This is a genomic window from uncultured Sphingomonas sp. (assembly GCF_964243315.1).
GTDB lineage: Bacteria > Pseudomonadota > Alphaproteobacteria > Sphingomonadales > Sphingomonadaceae > Sphingomonas.
On sequence record NZ_CAXTEM010000026.1, the window covers coordinates 1 to 19,512 of the forward strand.

The following is a 19,512-nucleotide window of genomic DNA, read 5'->3' on the forward strand; positions in this document are numbered from 1 at the left end:
ACATGTCGAACAACATGGCCTGCTGCCTCGTCGGGCGGCGGCGGTTCACGCTGTTTCCGCCCGATCAGGTAGCCAACCTCTACCCGGGCCCGCTGGAGCCGACGCCGGGCGGACAAGTGGTGAGCATGGTCGACCTGCGGGCGCCCGATCTGGCCCGCTACCCGGGTTTCGCCGAAGCGCTGGACCAGGCCGAGATCGCCGATCTCGAACCCGGCGACGTGCTGCTTTACCCGGCCTTGTGGTGGCACAATGTCGAGGCGCTGGATGCCTTCAACGTCATGATCAATTACTGGTGGAACGCCGTGCCGCGGTTCATGGACACACCGATGAACACGCTGCTGCACGGCCTGCTATCCCTGCGCGACCGGCCCGATCACGAGAAAAAGGCATGGCGCGCGATGTTCGATCATTATGTCTTCGGCCCCGCCGATCGCGCGGGCGCACACCTGCCCGAACACGCACGCGGCGACCTCGCACCGCTCGATACGATGTCGGCGCGGCGGCTGCGCGCCAAGATCCTTCAACGCATCAATCGATAGGGACCCGGCATGACCGAGCAGCGCGTCAGGAAAGTGGTCATCGCCGGCGGCGGCACCGCGGGCTGGCTTGCCGCCGCCGCGCTCTCGCGTCAGCTGGGGCAGTTGCTCGACATCACGCTGGTGGAGTCGGAAGAGATCGGCACGGTCGGCGTCGGCGAGGCGACGATCCCGACGATGCGCGCCTTCCATACCATCCTCGGCCTCGACGAGCGCGAGTTCATGCGGGCCACCCAGGCGACGTTCAAATTGGGCATCTCGTTCGAGAATTGGGCACGCGACGGCGATCGCTACATCCATTCGTTCGGCGATATCGGCAGATCGACCTGGATGGGCGACTTCCACCATTTCTGGCTCGCGGCCCAGGCAGCCGGCGATCGCAGCGAGATCGGAGATTACTGTCTGGAATTACAGGCCGCCAAGGCGGAGCGGTTCGCGCTCCCCAGCGAAGGCGAGATCAACTACGCCTACCATCTCGACGCCGGCCTCTACGCCCGCTTCCTCCGCGCGCGCAGCGAGGCCGACGGGCTGACGCGCGTCGAGGGCCGGATCGCCAGCATCGACCGCGACGGCGAGAGCGGCTTCATCAGCGCGCTGGTGCTGGATTCGGGTGAGCGCATCGAGGGCGACCTGTTCATCGACTGCACCGGCTTTCGCGGGCTTCTGATCGAGGGCACATATGCCGCAGGGTATGAAGACTGGTCGCACTGGTTGCCGACCAACAGCGCGTTGGCGGTGCAGAGCGCCGCGACCGGCCCCGCCCACCCCTACACGCGCGCGATCGCGCACGACGCCGGCTGGCGCTGGCGCATTCCGCTCCAGCACCGCGTCGGCAACGGCCTCGTCTATGCCAGCGATTATCTTTCCGACGACGAGGCGCGCGCACGGCTGCTCGGCGCGATCGGTGGCGAGCCGCTGACCGAGCCGCGGCTGATCCGCTTCCGCACCGGTCGCCGGCGTCAGGTCTGGATGGGCAATTGCGTCGCGCTCAGCCTCGCCAGTGGCTTCGTCGAGCCGCTCGAATCGACCAGCATCCACCTGATCATGACGGGCGTCACGCGGCTGATGCAGCTGTTCCCGTTCGGCGGCATCGCACCCGCCACGGTCGCGCGCTTCAACGATCAGGCTCAGGCGGAACTGGAGCGCGTCCGCGACTTCATCATCCTCCACTATCATCTCAACGAGCGCCCCGAACCCTTCTGGGCCGACCGACGCGAGCGGCCGATCCCCGACACGCTGGTCGAACGCATCGCGCTGTTCGCCGAGGGTGCCCAGGCCTATCAGGGCGGCGAAGACCTGTTCCGCGTCGCCAGCTGGGTGCAGGTGATGCTCGGCCAGCGCCTGACGCCGCGCGATCACCACCGGCTCGGCAGCATCATGGGCGATGCGCGCCTTGCGAGCGTGCTTGCCGGCATCCGCGGCAGTATCGCGGATACGGTCGCGGGCATGCCGACGCACCAGCAGTTTCTGGACCGACACTTGGCGACAGCGGTCGGTGCCAGCGCGGCCGGCATGCGCTGAGGCAGATCTCGCTACGCTAGCTGTCTAGTGAACCGAAGGGCGGTCGCTACCGTCGCCAACGCGCTGGTCCGGCATGGTATCGAAGCTTCGCCTCGCTAGGTCGAGCACCGGTACGGGCAATTTCTCACTTCTCGAACGTAGCAACAGCGCCTCAGACGGACGCTGATCCGACGGCGGAGCAGCCACTCGAACGGAAACCATACCCGAACGCGGCCACGATCGCCAACGCCGAACCCCCGTTCACGTTCGACAGCGGCTCCCTTCAGCTAACGCTTACCAATTGATCGTACGGGCGCAGAGTGAGACTTTCTCCTTTGGCCCGGCTCGGCGCTGTCATGGCGCTGATCATCGACGTGTCGGCAATGGCACAGACGGCACCAGCGCCAGATGGTGCCGTAGCGCCACTTCAAACAGCCGGTGCAGCCGTCAGGCAGGACGCCACTGCGGTCGCCGACATGCTCGGCATCTCGGCGGATGAAGCGCTACGCCAGCTCCGTCTACAAGAGGCCAGTGTCGGCGCCACCGACGGCATCGCCAGACGGTTTGCCGCACGCTTCGTCGGGGTCTCGGTCGATCATAAGCCCGGCTTCCGAGTGACCGTGCTTCTTACCGGCGATGCACCTGTCGCCGATGAGCTGATCGATATCGATGGCGAACAGGTGGCGGTAACCTTCCACGTCGGCGCACGCGCCAGCCACGCCGAACTCGTGCAGGCAGTCTCCGCCCACCAACCGGCGATGCGAGCCAAGCTACTTCGACCTCCGGGGTTGGGCATCGACCAACGAACGGGGGATCTCGTCGTCACCGTCTCGAGCAAGGACGTCGAACGTGAGGGGTTAGCGTCTCTTCAGGATCGGCTCAGTTCGCTGACCCATGTTCCTGTTCGCGTGCGGGCCGTCGATCTGCCCGCCGTGAATATGAGCAGCATCGAAGGCGGAACGCGCATGGTCGGTAGCCTCCCTGGCGATCCGCGCCGGTACATGTGCACCGCCGGCTTTGTCGTCACGGACGACGTTCGCACGGCGTTGACGACCGCGGCACATTGTCCCGACACGCTCAGTGCTTACGATAGTGGCGGGCGCGAGCAGGTGCTCGACTTCGTCGGCCAATGGGGTTGGGGCAATCAGGACGTGCAGCTCCATGCCAGCGCGGCTCCACTGGGACCGGTGTTCCTCGCCGACACAGCCAAGACCGTCAGGCGTCCGGTGACCGGCGACCGCGGCCGGGCCGGGACGAGAGCAGGCGATATCGTCTGTCACCGCGGCGAGCGCACGGGCTATAGCTGCTCACAGGTCGAGCTCACCGACTTCGCGCCGGCAGGAGATTTGTGTGGCGGTGCCTGCCTGCCGACCTGGACGACGGTCGCAGGCCCGGTCTGCAAGGGCGGAGACAGCGGAAGCCCGGTTTTCCTAGGTACGACGGCCTTCGGGATCGTCAAAGGCGGCAGCTACCGGTCGGACGGCAGCTGCGCCTTCTACTTCTACATGTCGGTCGATTATCTGCCGAGCGGTTGGCGCCTACTAACGGATGATCCAGCCACCCGGACCGATCGCTGATTCGCCACCCATCACGAGCCACGTAGCTCCGGTATTCGTCAGACCCAGAGCTTCGACCCATACGCGGTCGTATCACTCCACCGGATCACGCCCGCCGCTCGACCCGCAGCATCATGGCCGCGGCCAACGTCATCACCGCTGCGGCTATACCCATCGTCCACACCGGTTCACCCGGGAAGAACCGTCGCACCACCTCGCCCATGATCGAGGAGACGACGAGCTGCGGCAGCACGATGAAGACGTTGAACAATCCCATATACACGCCGAGCTTGTCCTGCGGCAGCGCGCCCGCGAGGATGGCATAAGGCATCGTCAGGATCGACGACCACGCGATGCCGACCAGCACCATCGACGCGATCAGGACATGCGGATCGCGAACCACGAGAAAGGACGCGAACCCCGCTGCGCCGCACAGCAGCCCGACGACATGCGTGTTCCGCCGCCCGATCCGCGCGGCAAGCCCAGGCAGCACGAACGCCCAGAGCGTCGCGACGCCGTTGTACACCGCGAACAGTACGCCGACCCAATTGGCCCCCTCGTTATAGCCGGCGCTCGCCGGATCGGGTGCGCCGAACACGCGGCTGGTGACGATCGGGGTCGTGTAGATCCACATGATGAACAGCGCCGACCAGGTAAATACCTGGACCAGCGCCAGCCGCCGCATCGTCTCGGGCATCGCCGCCAGATCGCCGACGATCTGGCTGAGCACGTTGCCGCCGCGCCCAGACCGCACCAGCGCGGCGCTGACCAGTAGCGCACCGCCGAACGCGATCAGCCCCGCGCCGAGCAGATACACTGGCTTGTCGAGCTCGAAACGCGAAACCGCCGCGACGATCGCGGCGCCCAGCGCGATCCATACCGGCGCGAGCCGGGCGGTCGCGCCAGCGCGTGGTGCGTGGATCACCTCCGCTTCCACGTCGGTGAACGCGGCCATTTGCGCCGGCGAATATTCGCGCGTGGTGATCACCGTCCAGGCCACTGCAACGAACAGCGCCAGCGCGCCGATGTAGAAGCCGTAGAGCACCGAAGGCGGCACGCCGCCGCCCGGCGCGCTATTGGCGACGTGGAAGACGTCGGTGAGGATGATCGGCGCCAGGCTGCCGACCACCGCGCCCGCGCCGATGAAGCCGGTCTGGAATGCATAGCCCGCGGTCCGCTGCGACCGGTCGAGCATGTCGCCGACGAACGCGCGGAACGGCTCCATCGCGATGTTGAGCGACCCGTCGAGCATCCACAGCAGTACCGCCGCGACCCACAGCACCCGCGCGTTCGGCATCGCGATCAGCGCGATCGTCGCGAGGATCGCGCCGGCAAGAAAATACGGCCGCCGGCGCCCCAGCCTCCCCCAGGTCCGGTCGCTGTAATGGCCGATCACCGGCTGGACGAGCAGCCCGGTCAGCGGCGCCGCGATCCACAAAAAGGCGAGATCGTCGACCGCGGTGCCGAGCGACTGGAAGATCCGACTGACGTTCGCATTCTGCAGCGCGAAGCCGATCTGGATCCCGAAGAACCCGAACGAGATATTCCACAGGCCCCAGAAGCCCTGGTGCGGCTTGTCGATGGTCATGACTGGACGTCACCCGACGAACGGCGGACGATCAGCTGCGTCGGCAACACGATGCTGGCGACCTCGCGGTCGCCGATCCGCGCGAGCAACGTTTCGACCAACTGCCGGCCCGCAAGCCCGCTGTCCTGCGCGATCGTCGTCAGCGGCGGGTTGGCGAGTCCGGCTGCGGGGATGTCGTCGAAGCCGACGATCGCGACCTCGCTCGGCACCGCGACGCCCGCCTCTGCCAACACCCGCATAGCCGCCAGCGCGATCAAGTCGCTCGCGGCGACGATGCCATCAAAGGCTACACCGCGCGCCACCAGCGCCGTCGCCGCCCGCATCGCGTCCTCCTCGGTCGAGATCGTATCGATCTGGAGCCGTGGGTCGGGCGCCAGGCCATTTGCCGCCAGCGCATCCGCATAGCCGCGGTAGCGATCGTGGAACTCGGGATAATGATCGGTAGCGTCACCTAAGAAGGCGATGCGCCGCCGTCCGCGCTCGATCAGGTGGCGGGTCGCCGCCGTGCCACCTGCGACGTTGTCGCAGCCGATCGTCAGCCCCGGCTGGCCCGGCTGCACCGATCCCCAGCGGATGAAGTGCGTCCCCTGCGCCACCAGCTGCTCCAGACGTGCGCGATAGTCGGCATAGTCGCCATAGCCGAGCAGGATCAGCCCGTCGGCGCGGTGGCTGTCCTCGTAATCGGTATGCCAGTCGGACGAGAATTGCTGGAACGAGACGAGCAGGTCGTATCCATGCTTGGCGCAGGCGGACATCATTGACCCCAGCATGCCGAGGAAGAACGGGTTGACGACCGTGTCGTCGGGGTTGGGATCGCGAAACAGCAGCAGCGCGATTGTCTTGGTGGTGCCGCTGCGCAAGTTGGATGCGCTGCGATCGACCGCATAGTTTAATTGGCGCGCGATCGCCTCGATCCGCTGGCGCGTCGCCAGGCTTACGGTCGGGCTGCCCCGCAACGCCCGTGACACCGTCGGTTGCGACACGCCGGCGAGCTGCGCGATGTCGAACGACGTTGGTCTATGCTGGGCAGTCACGATCCATCCCCCGGGCTCCCGCCGATCGCGCGACGGTGTTTTCCCGATGCGTGGGCCGCCAACGCGACCCCGTCAATATCGCACCCATAAGCGATGACGACGTCACGAGCGCGGTTGTGATCCGCTGAATACGTATGCGGATCGATTGGCTTTGCGGCGCAGTAATCGCACTAGGGTTTCGCAATTCAATCCGCTCACGGCGCAACAAGACGCCGGGCGGTCTACAGGGGAGACTGAAAGATGACCGACGTTAATTCGATGTTCGCCACGCGCGGACTGCTCAAGATTGGCGTCAGCGGCACTGCACTCGGTGTTGCATTGCTGTTCGCGAACACCGCCGATGCGCAGAGCGCGCCCGATGCGACGACGACGATCCCCGCCACCGACCAGACCGTACAGGATGCGGCCGCCGATCAGCCCCCCGCCGAGGGCGATATCGTCGTCACCGGCTTCCGCGCCAGCCTGCGCTCCGCGATCGCCGTCAAGCGCAACCTCGATGTCGTCGCGGAGGTCGTCTCCGCCGAGGACATCGGCCGCCTCCCCGACGTGTCTATCGCAGAGTCGCTCGCCCGCTTGCCCGGCGTCACGTCGCAGCGGACCGGCGGCCAGGCCTCGGCGATCAACATCCGCGGGTTGAGCCAGGACCTCGTGTCGGCGACGCTCAACGGGCGCGAACAGGTCGCCACGTCGGGCAACCGCGTCATCGAATTCGATCAATACCCGTCCGAACTCGTCAACCAGGCCGCGGTCTACAAAAGCCCCAAGGCATCGCAGATCGAAGGCGGCGTCGCGGGCAAGGTCGAACTGTCCACCGCGCGCCCATTGACCATCCCCGGCAAGACGCTGGTCAGCGTCAACGTCCGCGGCGTCTACAACGACCGGGCCGGCCAGAACCCCGACGCCAGTGAATTCGGCTATCGCGCCAGCGCATCGATCCAGACCAAGCTGCTCGACGACACGCTCGGCCTCGCGGTCGGCTATGCGCGCCTCAAGCAGGCCAATGTCGCGACCCGCTTCGTCGGTTATGATTATACCGCGACCGGGCAGAACGGCAGCCCCGCAGCGCTCGATCTCGACGGCAACGGGCGCACCGACGCGATCGGCTACGGGTTCGAGACGGTCCAGGCGGGCGGCAACGAGACCCGCGACGGCGTGCTCGGCAGCATCCAGTACGAACCCACCGACACGCTGCGCATCCTGGTCGACGGCTATTACTCGCAGTTCAAGTCCGACGTCTATCGCCGCGGCATCCGGGTCGAGAACCTCCAATCGTCGAGCGCGGCGCTCACCGACCCGACCATCGTCGGCAACACGATCGTCGGCGGCACCACCTCCGGCATTCGCACCCGCACCGTCCAGCAGGACGAGAACCGGCTCGACAAGCTCTACACCTTCGGCGGCAACGTCCAGAAGGACATCGGCCAACTGACCCTGACCGCCGACGGCTCCTATTCCCGCGCGTCGAGCTTCTTCAACAATTCAGGGCTCGACGATAACGGCAACACCACCACCAACCCGCCAACGCTCACCTACAAGCTCGACGCGCTGAACGTCGGATCGTTTGCGACGAGCGCCAACTATACCGATCCCGCCGCAAACACGTTCGAGGGCTTCTACATCGTGCCGCAACGCGACACCGACCGGCTCTATGCCTTTGCGGGCAGTGCGCTCTACAAGGTCGACGGATCGTTCCTGAAGTCGATCGAGGTCGGCGGTCGTTACGGCAATCGCCGTGCCGAGCGCACGATCACGAGCTTCAACAGCTTCAGCTTCGCGACCCCGGTGACGCTCACCGGCGCCAACTCGCAGATCGCCGGGTTCAAGGGCAAGTTCGGCTCCTATCCCGACTTCCTGGTCGCCGACATCGGCAGCATCTTCGACCAGCAGCTCGGCACCGACCGCGTCGTCGACCAGTCGCAGGCCTTCACCCGCGATCAGAGCTTCACGATCGACGAAAAGACCTATGCCGGCTACGGCCAGCTAAACTTCGACACGATCGCCGGATCGCTGCCGTTCAAGGGCAATATCGGCCTGCGCGTGATCCATACCGACCAGAGGTCGTCCTCGACGATCGCGGACGGCAATGGCGGCCGCTACGACAATTCGCGCGGCGCGACCTACACCGACTGGCTGCCCCAGGCGAACTTCATCCTGAGCCTCAGCGAACAGGACCAGGCCCGCCTGTCGCTGTCGCGCCAGATCTCGCGCCCGCGCTTCTTCGATTTCCGCAATTCGATCACCACCAACCTGGTCGGGATCGGCGGCGGTGTCGCCCGGCTCGACGGATCGGGCGGCAATCCGACCCTTCAGCCGTTCCGCGCCAACCAGTTCGACGCGACCTACGAACATTATTTCGGCAGCAGCGGCTCGCTCGTGCTTGGCGCCTTCTACAAGGATATCCGGAGCTTCGTGATCGGCGGGATCATCCCCAACTATGATTTCGCGGCGAACGGCATCACCACCCCGCCGCTCGCGGGCACCGGCTTCAACAGCGTGGTGACGACGGGCAATCTGTCGGCGCCGGTCAATGGCAAGGGCGGCTACGTCTACGGCTTCGAAGCTGCGCTGACCAAGACCTTCGACTTCCTTCCGGCCCCGCTCGACGGGCTGGGTGCGGTGCTCAACATCTCGTACAATCAGTCCGACGTTAGCATCACCAATGCGATCAGCGGCAACACGCTGTCGCTGACGCTGCCCGGCCTGTCGAAGGTCGTGTCGAACCCGACGATCTTCTACGAGAAGAGCGGTTTCTCGACCCGTGTGTCGATGCGCTACCGCTCCAAGTTCGTGGCGCCGCAATTCGGGCTTAGCGAGCAGATCGTCACCAACGCCGCCGAAACCGTGTTCGACGCGCAGATGAGCTACGAATTTCCCGAAGGAAGCGCCCTGTCGGGGATGACGCTGCTGGCACAGGCCAACAACTTCACCGACGAACCGACCAGGTCCTATTTCGGCCAGTCCGCGCAGACCGGCACGCTTCAGTATTTCGGCCGGCAATTCTACCTGGGCGCCAGCTTCCGGTTCTAGGGGCAAGTCGATGATCAAGTTCGCCGCGGTACTGGCTGGTCTGCTGGTACTCTCCCCCGCAGCGGCCCAGCCGCCTGCCCCGAAAACCGACTATCGCGCGCGGTTGCCGCAGGACGAGGTGATCTACTTCGTCCTGCCCGACCGGTTCGAGAATGGCGATACGGCGAACGATCGCGGCGGGCTGACCGGGGATCGCCTCGCGACCGGGTTCGACCCTTCCGCCAAGGGCTTCTACCATGGTGGCGACCTGAAGGGACTGATCAAGCGGCTCGGCTATATCCAGTCGCTCGGCGCCACCGCGATCTGGCTCGGGCCGGTGTTCAGGAACAAGCCGGTGCAGGGCGCGAAGGGGCAGGAGTCGGCGGGCTACCACGGCTATTGGATCACCGACTTCACCCAGGTCGATCCGCATCTCGGCAGCAACGACGACATGACCGCTCTGGTCGCCGCGGCGCATGCGCGCGGGATGAAAGTCTACATGGACATCATCATCAACCACACCGCCGACGTGATCCACTATCGCGAATGCGCCGAGGGCACCCCCTGCCCGTACCGCGATCGCGCTGCCTACCCGTATCAGCGGAAGGGCGGCGTTGCCGGCAAAGCGATCAACGCAGCCTTCGCAGGCGACGCGTTGGCGACCGCAGCCAATTTCGCGGCGCTGACCGACCCCACCTACGCCTACACGCCCTATGTTCCCGCCGCCGAGAAGTCGGTGAAGGTCCCGGCCTGGCTCAACGACCCGATCTACTATCACAATCGCGGCGATTCGACCTTCGCCGACGAGAGCTCGACGCTAGGCGATTTCTCGGGGCTCGACGATTTGATGACAGAGAGCCCGCGCGTGATCGCGGGCATGATCGACATCTTCGGTTCTTGGATCGATCGCTTCAAGGTCGATGGCTTCCGCATCGATACCGCGCGCCACGTCGATCCCGCGTTCTGGCAGGCGTTCGTACCCGCGATGGTCGCGCGCGCGAAGGCGAACGACATCCCTAATTTCCACATCTTCGGCGAAGTCGCTGGCGGGACGATGGACCCGGGTTATCTCGCGCAGTTCACCCGGCGCGATCGGCTCCCCGCGGTGCTCGACTTCGCGTTCCGCTGGGGTGTCACCGATGTCGTTGCCGGCAACAAGGGCACAAGCGAACTCGCGGCACTGCTCGACGGCGACGTGCTGTACGACGGTGGCGAGGCGACCGCGATGACGCTGCCGACCTTCCTCGGCAACCACGACCAGGGCCGCTTCGCACGCGACGTCCGCCGCCTGAACCCTGGCGCCGATGATGCCGAGGTGCTGGCGCGCGTGAAGCTCGCTCACGCGATGCTGCTGACGCTGCGGGGCGTGCCGACGATCTACTCTGGTGATGAACAGGGCTTCGCTGGCGATGGCGAGGATCAGGACGCGCGCGAGGACATGTTCGCGTCCAAGGTCGCGGTCTACAACGACAATGTGCTTGTCGGGACGAAGGCGACCACCGCCTCCGCCAATTTCGACCCATCGCACCCGCTCTACCGCGAGATCGCAAGGCTGTCCGCGGTTCGGCGCACAAACCCTGCGCTCACGCGTGGCCGTACATCGGTCCGCGCGCGCGGGCCGGCGCCGGGGCTGTTCGCCGTGTCGCGCTTCGATCCGGTCACGGGCCGCGAGATCCTGCTCGCCTTCAACACCAGCAACGCGGCCGTCACCCAGGCGGTGCAGGTCGAGACCGCCACGCCGGGCTTCGTCGCGCTCGCCGGCGACTGCCCGGCGCGCGTCGCCGCGCCCGGCAGCGCATCGATCACGTTGCCGCCGTTCGGTTATGCCGTGTGCGCCGCGGAGACGAAATGATGCCTGACGCTGCGCGCTGCCCCGACCCGGCGGCCAATTCGCCGTGGTGGAAGGGCGCATCGATCTACCAGATCTACCCGCGCAGCTTCGCCGACACCAACGGCGACGGCATCGGCGACTTGCCCGGCATCACCAGACATTTGGATTACGTCGCGAGCATCGGCGTCGATGCGGTGTGGCTGTCGCCCTTCTTCACGTCGCCGATGCGCGATTTCGGCTATGACGTCGCCGATTACCGCGACGTCGATCCGATCTTCGGCACGCTTGGGGACTTCGATGCGCTGATCGCCCGTGCGCACGCGCTGGGGCTGAAGGTGATCATCGACCAGGTCTACAGCCATACCTCGGACGAGCATCCCTGGTTCGTCGAGAGTCGTTCGTCGCGTACCAACCCGAAGGCGGACTGGTATGTCTGGGCAGATCCCAAGCCCGATGGCAGCCCGCCGTCCAACTGGCAGTCGGTGTTCGGCGGCCCGGCCTGGACGTGGGACGCGCGCCGTCGCCAATATTACCTGCACAATTTCCTGAAGGAGCAGCCCCAGCTCCACGTCCACAATGCCGAGGTGCAGGAAGAACTGCTCGACACCGCGCGGTTCTGGCTAGACCGGCAGGTCGACGGCTTCCGGTTGGATGCCATCAACTTCGCGATGCACGACCCGGCGCTGACCGACAATCCGCCGCTCGCCGACAACAGCGTCAAGACGCGGCCGTTCGACTATCAGCGCCACGTTCACAATCAGAGCCATGCCGACATTCCCGGCTTCCTCGAACGGCTGCGTCGGCTGATCGACACCTATGGCGATCGCTTCACCGTCGCCGAGGTCGGCGGCGCGGAGAGCGATCGCGAGATGAAGCTGTTCACCTGCGGCGATGCGCGACTGAACAGCGCCTATGGCTTCGATTTTCTCTACGCACAGTCGCTCGAGCCGCGGACGGTCGCCGACGCGATCACGCTGTGGCCGGCCGATGCCGACACCGGTTGGCCGAGCTGGGCGTTCGAGAACCACGACGCGCCCCGCGCAGTCTCGCGCTGGGTCGATGCCGCACACCGGGACGCCTTCGCGCGGATGAAGATGCTGCTGCTGGTCTGCCTGCGCGGCAACATCTTCCTCTATTTTGGCGAGGAACTCGGCCTCACCCAGGTCGACGTGCGGTTCGACCTGCTCCGCGACCCGGAGGCGATCGCCAACTGGCCGCTGACCCTGTCGCGTGACGGCGCGCGGACGCCGATGCCATGGCGATCGGATATGCCCGAAGTCGGCTTCACCGACGCGGTCCCGTGGCTGCCCGTCGGCCCCGACCATGCCGCGCTCGCGGTCGACCGTCAGGAACGCGAACCCGGCTCGCTACTCCACCTCACGCGGCGCCTGCTCGCTTTGCGCAAGGCGAACCCCGCGCTCGCGATCGGCGATCTGACGCTCGTGGAAGTCGGACCTAGCCTGCTCGTTTTCGAACGCCGTGCTGCGGACCAGACGATGCTCTGCATCTTCAATATGGGTCCCCGACCGGTGGAATGGCAGCCGGCCCACCCTGAACGCTGGCGGTTGCGCGACGGCGTCAACCATCCCGGCGGCTGGACCTTCGCCGGCTATGCAGCCCTAGTCGCTGAAAGGATCGCCTGATCATGAAGACCCTTCTGCTGCTCTCCACCGCGTTGATCGCGGTGCCCGCCGCCGCGCAGGACCAGCCCGTTTCGACCACCAACGAGACGATCAAGCCGCAACTGCCGAGCGCGATCCCGAGCGCGATCGCCACCTCGCCCGATGGCAGCATCACCGTCACCGTCGCGACCGATGCCGAGGGGCATGCAAGCTACAGCGTCAGCCGCAAGGGCGAGTTGATCGTCAGCCCTTCTCGGCTCGGCTTCCTCTTCACGGACGCGCCGAAGTTCGATCGCCACCTGAGGATCGAGCGCGTCACCCGCGACAAGGCCGATGCGACCTGGACCCAGCCCTGGGGCGAATGGAAGACGATCCGCGACAATCACACCGAGATGCGAGTTCGGCTGGCCGAGACCGACGGGCTGAAGCGGATGGTCGATGTCGTGTTCCGCCTGCAGGACGACGGCATCGGCTTCCGCTACGAATTTCCCGAGCAACCCGGCTTCAAGACTGTCAACATCGCCGAAGAGCTGACGCAGTTCGCCTTCGCGACCGACGCCACCGCGTGGTGGAAGCCGGCGTTCGAATGGAACCGTGAGGAATATCTCTACAATCGTACGCCGCTGACCGGCGTCGGCACTGCCGCGACCCCGATCACGCTCAAGCTGGCGAGCGGCACCCACGTCGCGCTGCATGAGGCAGCGCTGGTCGACTATGCGGGCATGAACGTCGCCAAGGTCGAGGGCAACACGCTGAAGGCGGTCCTCACTCCCGGCGCCGGCGCACCCAAAGTGACGCGGACCGGCGCGTTCACCACGCCGTGGCGTACCCTGATCCTGGCCGACGACGCGCCCGGTCTCTACATGAGCCACCTCGAACTAAACCTCAACGAACCCAATCGGCTCGGCGACGTCAGCTGGGTAAAGCCGGGCAAGTTCGTCGGCGTGTGGTGGAACATGATCACGGGCAAGTGGAGCTGGGCGACCGGACCGCAGCACGGCGCCACCACCGCCCGCGTCAAGACCTACATCGACTTCGCGAGCGCCAACAAGATCCCGGGCGTGCTCGTCGAGGGCTGGAACGTCGGCTGGGACGGCGACTGGTTCGGCAACGGCAACGCGATGCGGTTCGACACGCCGACGCCCGATTTCGATGCCACCGAACTCGCCCGCTACGCGAAGTCGAAGGGCGTCTACCTGATCGGCCATAACGAGACCGGCGGATCGGCGAGCCACTACGACGCCCAGCTCGACCGCGCCTTTGGCTATGCGCGCGATCACGGCATTCCCGCCGTCAAGACCGGCTACGTCACCGACGCCGGGCAGATCGAACGCGTTGATCCCGACGGCACCGCCAGGCGGGAATGGCACGAGGGCCAGTGGATGGTGAACCACTATACGCGCGTGGTCACGACCGCTGCGAAATATCGCGTTGCGATCGACAGCCACGAACCGGTTAAAGACACCGGCCTGCGCCGCACTTATCCGAACTGGGTAGCCCGCGAGGGCTCGCGCGGCATGGAATATAATAGCTGGGCAGGAAAGAACCCGCCCGAGCACGAAGCCAACCTCGCCTTCACGCGGATGCTCGAAGGGCCGATGGACTTCACCCCCGGCGTGTTGAGCCTGAAGGGCAGCGACGATAGCGATATCCTGTCGACCATCGCCAAGCAGCTCGCCCTTTACGTCGTGCTCTATTCGCCGGTCGTCATGGCCGCGGACACGCCCGAAAATTACGCCAAATACTCGCAGGCCTTCCAGTTCATCCGCGATGTGCCGACCGACTGGTCCGACACCCGCGTGCTGAACGGCGAGGTTGGCGATTACGTCACCTTCGCACGCCGCGACCGCCGGTCCGACGACTGGTACATCGGCAGCGTCACCGACGAAAACCCGCGGGCGCTGACCGTCACGCTCGACTTCCTTGACGCCGGCAAAAGCTACACCGCGCAGATCTACCGCGACGGCCCGGGCGCAGACTACAAGACCGCCGCCCGCCATTCGATCGCGTTCGAGTCCAAAAAGGTGCGCAAGGGCGATCGCCTCACCTTGGCGCTCGCGCCGGGTGGCGGCCAAGCGATTCGCCTGAAGGCGCGGTAGCGTTCAGCGCCAGCGTGCACGCGTCCTCCAAAATGCAAATCGCTCACATCGGTGCACTTCCGCGAAACGCCGGCCAGCGGGAGAAGCTCGCGTTGAAGCTATGACACCGTGAGAAAGAGCTACTGGCTCTTCTCCGGCTCAGCGGACGGGTGCAGCAACGGCGTTTTGATCCCGGACGATCGGCTCGACTTGCACGAGCGCGGTCGGCGCGTCACGAAGCCGAAGGTATAGCTGGGGTCCCCGCGGCCGCGGAATGCTGACGCTGCTCCCGATGAAGCCGACGGGTACGGTCACGGGATCGGCGAAATCGGCCGAGTCTGCGATCGATGCGATCAGGAACAAGCGACGGCCTGTCAGACTGCATTGCGATCCGGCTGTCGAACAAGAAACCTCGCCCAGCTCCGGCAAGCGCACGACCTCCACCAGCGGAATCCAATCGCCAGCCACTTCCTTGCGCAACAGGCGAAAGCGCAACGGCCCCGCCGCCGACGTGCCCAGCGCTGCGGTCGGGCGGATGGTGGCGATGGCGACATCCCCGGCGACCCGCTGCAGATCGGCCGAGGCGAGCGACAGTTTCGCCCGGGCACTGCCGTCCGCCGTACCGATCTCGATCACATCTTCGGGTTGTAGCGGACCAGTCGTCGTGCGGAACGAGAAGGTGAGCATCTCCTCGGGCTGCATCGTCCCTTCAGGCAATCGGAACACGAAGCCGCCCGGCTGGGACCGCGCCTCCACGTTGCGGCTGATCAACGCGACGGCCGGACGTGGCGGCACGACGCGCATCTGGACCTTCTCGGTCCGTCCATCCCGCAGACGGACAACACCTTCACCTGAGTTTCCAGGCGCGACACTCGCCCGCATCTCGCCGCTGGACAGCGCAAGCTGATCGCCCTTTCCCCCGCGGATGAGTTCGCCGGGTGTGAATCGCGCAGTTCCGATCTGGACCTCCGCTACCTGATCCAGCCGTGCTCCCGTCAGGACGGCATCCGTATCGCCGGCATGAAGCGTGAGAGCATCGAGGCGGCTCGGCTCGCTTTGCGCGGTGAGCTTCACCGCTACCGATCCGATGCCGGCCTGATTCACCAGCAGCGTGAGCGGGCCGGGGCGGACCCGCGTGAGTGGCAGGGTAACCGTGATCTCGTCCGGGCCGGTGGCTTTCCACTCCAGCGGCCTCTGCTCACCGCTACCGGACTGCAGCACCAAGCCGTCCACGCAGGCCGAGGCGCCGCCCCTGAGCACGAGTGGGTGATCGCGCCCGACGACGACGGCCGCGGTCGGCCGCGGCCCCCAATCAGCAGCCCCTGTCCTGCCCGCGATGATCAGCGGCTCGTCGACTTGGTCGAAGCCCCAACGACCCCGCAGCGAAGCGCTCACGATCGCTCCTCCGGCCGCGGCTGTTTTCGTCTCGTCCAAAACCAGCCCGCCACGCTCGGCATTTGCGGCGACCGGCAGGTTCAGGATGCGTCCGTCGGCGAGCTTCACCCGCAGGGAGAGATCGCTCGCATAGCCGGTGGCGTAGAGAAGCGGTGCGTTCTCCACCGGAAGCACAAACCCGGGCCGCGCGAGGCATACGCCACCCTTACCGCCCACACGCCAGGTGGGGCGCGGTGCCGCCCCAACCGAGGGAAGCGCGGTCACCAGGACCGAGCGCGGCGCGGCGAACGACGGCGGCGTGTTGAGCCGCAGCTGCAACGCATCGTCCTTTCCGACGGCAAGCGCCGGTAGATACTGATACGGTGTGGAGCGAAAGGCGCCGAACAGCCGCACCAAATCACGCGCGAGTCCGATATACGGACTGTAGAAGCCGGCGCCGCCTTCTCGCGTAGACGCGATGCGATAAGCAACGTCGGTCGGCGCGCCGATCAGCCGGTCGCCAACGGTCGGGCTGTTGGTCGACGTCTGCAGAACCAAGCTCTCGTGGTTTTGCGTGAGGCAGGCGGCTCGAAGCGCTCGCTGGCGGCTCAAGCATTCGGGATTAAGTCGGATCGCGAGCGCGTTGGCGAGCACAGGCGATGCGCGGTCAAGGCGTTCAGGCTCGTGTTCCTCTATTCGCGCGATACCCGCCACGAACGCCTCGAGCCGGGCGCGATCGAGTGACGCCTGATGCAAATCCTGCGACGCGCGCACGAAAGCGCCAGGGCGTTCGCGCACGGCGTCCACCACCGCGTCGAACCCACCACCCGCCTTGGGGACGAGCAGTGCGATCGCCTGTTCCGCCCCTTCAGGTATTGTGACGATAAACGGCTTCTTGCTGCGCTGCCATGTCTTCGCTTGGAAGAACCACTTCTTGGGTGGCGGCGTAACGGCGCCCCGAAGAAAGCCGATGACGAGCAGGTAGCGCGCGGACTTTTCGACAGGCAGATCGGCCTGTGCCGCTAGCCGGTCGCCTGACTGCAGGCTCGGAACCCGGGCGATCGGCAAGGTCGATCCGCCCCTGGTGACGCTGAGCGCGATCGTCGGGCCGGCCAGGTCGAAGGTGTTCTGTTGCGCACGTGCAGGAGAAGACACACTCGCCACACTAACGAGTATGAGGAACAAGGAACGCCGCATGGCAGCCTCATACATCGTCCAAGCAGTTGGCTCCAGCCTGGCCGAAGCACGACCCGTCACCTGAGTGTACTCGGTTCATCGAAGAGTCCGACAATGAATTTGGTGCAAGCGAACCGCTTCTCCAATTCGATAGACGCGTCGAGCGTATCGATTCGGATCCCCGTCTAGATCTTGCCCTGTGATTGCTCGATCAGCTTAAGTACCTTCGCAATCAGCGAACCCATTGCCTCGCGCGCAGCACGATCATCACCGCTGAGGATTGCGTCGTGCACCTCCGCGTGATCGCCCAGACTTGCCGATCGCCCCGCGAGCCTGTTGGTGAAGCGGATCGAGGTTTGAAGTGCGGTCGCAACGACATCGCGGAATTGCGAGAAGAACGGATTATTCGATGCCCGCAAGATCGCCATGTGAAAGGCGATGTCGGCGTCCAACGTGTCATCCTTGCCGCAGTCCGCGGCGCGCATGCGCTCGAGCCCCGCGGTGATCGCAGCCTTCTGCTCGGGCGTCGCGCTGTGGGCCGCCAGCGCACACGCCGCCGGCTCAACCGCGATACGGAGTTCGCTGAACCGGCGAAGAAGGGTCAGCGAGGATTTGCGTTCGAGCAGCCAGCGCAGCACATCCGTGTCGAACAAGTTCCAGGCTTCCTGCGGCCGCACGAAAGTACCCTGCTTCGGTCTTGCACTCAGCAGGCCCTTCGCGCCGAGCATCTTGACTGCCTCGCGCGTTACCGATCGACTGACGCCATGCTGTTTGACGATGTCCGCCTCGGTAGGGAACGGCCGATCGCGGTAATCACCCACGACGATCGCCCGACCCAAAACCTCTTGAAGCCCGAATGTTAGATTACGCCCAAGCTCGCCACGGACGAGCCGATCTTCCACGTCAGATCCTTCATTCATTAAGATGAACGCTCCTTGATCCATCTCGCATGACTGGCACCTTCGCAAGGTCTCGCAAAACTAGTCTGATCGACCAACGTCGAAGATCCTGATCGTTGATGTAGACCGGCGCATGGCAGGCGCGACTTACTTGCGCTTGGCCCGCTGCAAAACAGGCGCGCCTTCGATAGACGGTACGACCCCTTTCGGGGCTGCGCTCAAACGCCGGATCAAGCTGGTCTCCGCTTCCCGGTACGGCGTGCCGTCGTTGCGGAACACTTCGTGGAACCAGATGGTCGGTTCGGCCATGACATACGGCTTCTGCCAGCTGTCCCAGGGCAGTCGTGTTTGCGTTCGACCGTCGACGAAGCCCCAGTTCATCATGCCGATATTGTAGCGCTTGGCGATCGGCAGCGATCCGTCGAACGTCGACCCATTCCCGCGCGCCATATACTCGGTACAGATCAACGGACGCTTGTAGGGCAGCAATTGCTTGACGCGGCGCTCGAAGATCTCCGGCCAGCTGTAATCGTGGAAGGTGATGACGTCGGACTGGCCGAGCTGGAGCTTCTCCATCGGCGAGCTCTTGCCGCCCGGGGCCCAATCGTCGCCGATCCAAACGCCCGAGGTCAGCGGCTGCGATGGGTCCGCGTCGCGCGCCCAGTCGAACACCTGGGCTAGCAGAGCGCGGACCAGCGGCTCCTTGCCCTCCTGACCCTTATACTGATCGGCGCCATTATCGGGCTCGTTCCAAACATCCCAGCCGAGCACGCGATCATCGTTGGCGAAGGCGCCGATCACGCCCTGCACATAGGCCTTGTACCCCGGGTAGCGCGACCGATCGCGGAGGCCGGGCAGGCCCGGGCTTTGGACCCAACCCGAATTGTGGACGCCCGGAATCGGCGGATGCTGAGGTCCGAGCTTTGGATCGGGATCCCAGCAGCTGTCGAACAGCACGAAAAGCGGCTTGATGCCGTGCGCCTGCGCGATCGTGAGGAACTCGCCGATGCGGCGCTTGAACCCTTCCGGATCCTGCTGCCAGAGCTGATCGTGGAGGAACACGCGCATCGTGTTCATGCCGATGCCCTGCGCCAGGCCGAGCTCATAGTCGATCCGCTTCGGGTCCCAGGTCGCGGCCTGCCACATCTCGAGCTGATTGATCGCGGTGGCGGGCGCGAAGTTCGAACCTACCAGCCAGGGCTGGCGATCGTACCAGCGCGTTGCCTGCGCCTCGGTCCACCGCGAGCGAGCATCGGCGGGGCTGGCGGCGAACGCGGTCGCGGCAAGCAAGGCGTAGTAGAGGGTCTTCATC

12 protein-coding genes are annotated in these 19,512 nt (G+C 65.5%); 7 read left to right on the plus strand and 5 right to left on the minus strand.

Going from position 1 to position 19,512, the window contains the following annotated elements; genetic code table 11:
• From ACFE77_RS09390 to ACFE77_RS09400, 3 genes are all read left to right on the plus strand, one after another.
• The coding region (locus ACFE77_RS09390; RefSeq protein ID WP_375421376.1) for a cupin-like domain-containing protein at window positions 1-539 on the plus strand (539 nt) is incomplete at its 5' end.
• A gap of 9 nt (window positions 540-548) precedes the next feature.
• The gene (locus ACFE77_RS09395) at window positions 549-2,057 is read left to right on the plus strand and encodes a tryptophan halogenase family protein (protein ID WP_375421377.1); all 1,509 of its coding nucleotides are present in this window, start codon (window positions 549-551) and stop codon (window positions 2,055-2,057) included.
• Window positions 2,058-2,392: 335 nt separating this feature from the next.
• Window positions 2,393-3,613 carry a hypothetical protein gene (locus ACFE77_RS09400; protein WP_375421378.1) on the plus strand — a complete coding sequence of 407 codons (1,221 nt, stop codon included), beginning with the start codon at window positions 2,393-2,395 and terminating at the stop codon, window positions 3,611-3,613.
• An 85-nt stretch (window positions 3,614-3,698) separates the two neighbouring features.
• Here ACFE77_RS09400 and ACFE77_RS09405 read toward each other — a convergent pair whose 3' ends face one another.
• Both ACFE77_RS09405 and ACFE77_RS09410 read right to left on the minus strand, forming a co-directional pair.
• Window positions 3,699-5,180, minus strand: coding sequence for an MFS transporter (locus ACFE77_RS09405; protein WP_375421379.1), 1,482 nt, complete (start codon window positions 5,178-5,180; stop codon window positions 3,699-3,701).
• The gene (locus ACFE77_RS09410; protein WP_375421380.1) at window positions 5,177-6,214 is read right to left on the minus strand and encodes a LacI family DNA-binding transcriptional regulator; all 1,038 of its coding nucleotides are present in this window, start codon (window positions 6,212-6,214) and stop codon (window positions 5,177-5,179) included. Before ACFE77_RS09410 ends, ACFE77_RS09405 begins: the two co-directional genes overlap by 4 nt.
• Before the next feature lie 240 nt (window positions 6,215-6,454).
• Between ACFE77_RS09410 and ACFE77_RS09415 the strand changes: the two genes are divergently transcribed.
• The 4 genes from ACFE77_RS09415 to ACFE77_RS09430 are packed head-to-tail and all read left to right on the plus strand — an operon-like array spanning window position 6,455 to window position 14,772.
• A complete protein-coding gene (locus tag ACFE77_RS09415) occupies window positions 6,455-9,241 on the plus strand; it encodes a TonB-dependent receptor (RefSeq protein ID WP_375421381.1) in 2,787 nt (928 codons plus the stop codon).
• A 10-nt stretch (window positions 9,242-9,251) separates the two neighbouring features.
• On the plus strand, window positions 9,252-11,072 hold the full coding sequence (locus tag ACFE77_RS09420) for an alpha-amylase family glycosyl hydrolase (RefSeq protein ID WP_375421382.1): 1,821 nt from the start codon (window positions 9,252-9,254) through the stop codon (window positions 11,070-11,072).
• A complete protein-coding gene (locus ACFE77_RS09425) occupies window positions 11,069-12,694 on the plus strand; it encodes an alpha-glucosidase (protein ID WP_375421383.1) in 1,626 nt (541 codons plus the stop codon). The genes ACFE77_RS09420 and ACFE77_RS09425 overlap by 4 nt, the downstream gene beginning before the upstream one ends.
• 2 nt (window positions 12,695-12,696) lie before the next feature.
• Entirely contained in the window at window positions 12,697-14,772 is a 2,076-nt protein-coding gene (locus ACFE77_RS09430; protein WP_375421384.1) for a glycoside hydrolase family 97 protein, read from the plus strand.
• A 138-nt stretch (window positions 14,773-14,910) separates the two neighbouring features.
• Here ACFE77_RS09430 and ACFE77_RS09435 read toward each other — a convergent pair whose 3' ends face one another.
• From ACFE77_RS09435 to ACFE77_RS09445, 3 genes are all read right to left on the minus strand, one after another.
• Window positions 14,911-17,322, minus strand: a complete 2,412-nt coding sequence (locus ACFE77_RS09435) for a hypothetical protein (protein WP_375421385.1) — start codon at window positions 17,320-17,322, stop codon at window positions 14,911-14,913.
• Between the two features lie 164 nt (window positions 17,323-17,486).
• On the minus strand, window positions 17,487-18,221 hold the full coding sequence (locus ACFE77_RS09440; RefSeq protein WP_375421386.1) for a FadR/GntR family transcriptional regulator: 735 nt from the start codon (window positions 18,219-18,221) through the stop codon (window positions 17,487-17,489).
• A 126-nt stretch (window positions 18,222-18,347) separates the two neighbouring features.
• Window positions 18,348-19,511 (minus strand): 1,4-beta-xylanase, encoded by a 1,164-nt coding sequence (locus ACFE77_RS09445; protein ID WP_375421387.1) that lies wholly within the window; start codon window positions 19,509-19,511, stop codon window positions 18,348-18,350.
• Between the last annotated feature and the right edge of the window lies 1 nt (window position 19,512).

Coding starts and splice junctions, on each gene's coding strand:
- ACFE77_RS09395 (WP_375421377.1), top strand. CDS start 549: ATGACCGAGCAGCGCGTCAGGAAAGTGGTCATCGCCGGCGGCGGCACC.
- ACFE77_RS09400 (WP_375421378.1), top strand. CDS start 2,393: ATGGCGCTGATCATCGACGTGTCGGCAATGGCACAGACGGCACCAGCG.
- ACFE77_RS09405 (WP_375421379.1), bottom strand. CDS start 5,180: ATGACCATCGACAAGCCGCACCAGGGCTTCTGGGGCCTGTGGAATATC.
- ACFE77_RS09415 (WP_375421381.1), top strand. CDS start 6,455: ATGACCGACGTTAATTCGATGTTCGCCACGCGCGGACTGCTCAAGATT.
- ACFE77_RS09420 (WP_375421382.1), top strand. CDS start 9,252: ATGATCAAGTTCGCCGCGGTACTGGCTGGTCTGCTGGTACTCTCCCCC.
- ACFE77_RS09425 (WP_375421383.1), top strand. CDS start 11,069: ATGATGCCTGACGCTGCGCGCTGCCCCGACCCGGCGGCCAATTCGCCG.
- ACFE77_RS09430 (WP_375421384.1), top strand. CDS start 12,697: ATGAAGACCCTTCTGCTGCTCTCCACCGCGTTGATCGCGGTGCCCGCC.
- ACFE77_RS09435 (WP_375421385.1), bottom strand. CDS start 17,322: ATGCGGCGTTCCTTGTTCCTCATACTCGTTAGTGTGGCGAGTGTGTCT.
- ACFE77_RS09440 (WP_375421386.1), bottom strand. CDS start 18,221: ATGAATGAAGGATCTGACGTGGAAGATCGGCTCGTCCGTGGCGAGCTT.
- ACFE77_RS09445 (WP_375421387.1), bottom strand. CDS start 19,511: ATGAAGACCCTCTACTACGCCTTGCTTGCCGCGACCGCGTTCGCCGCC.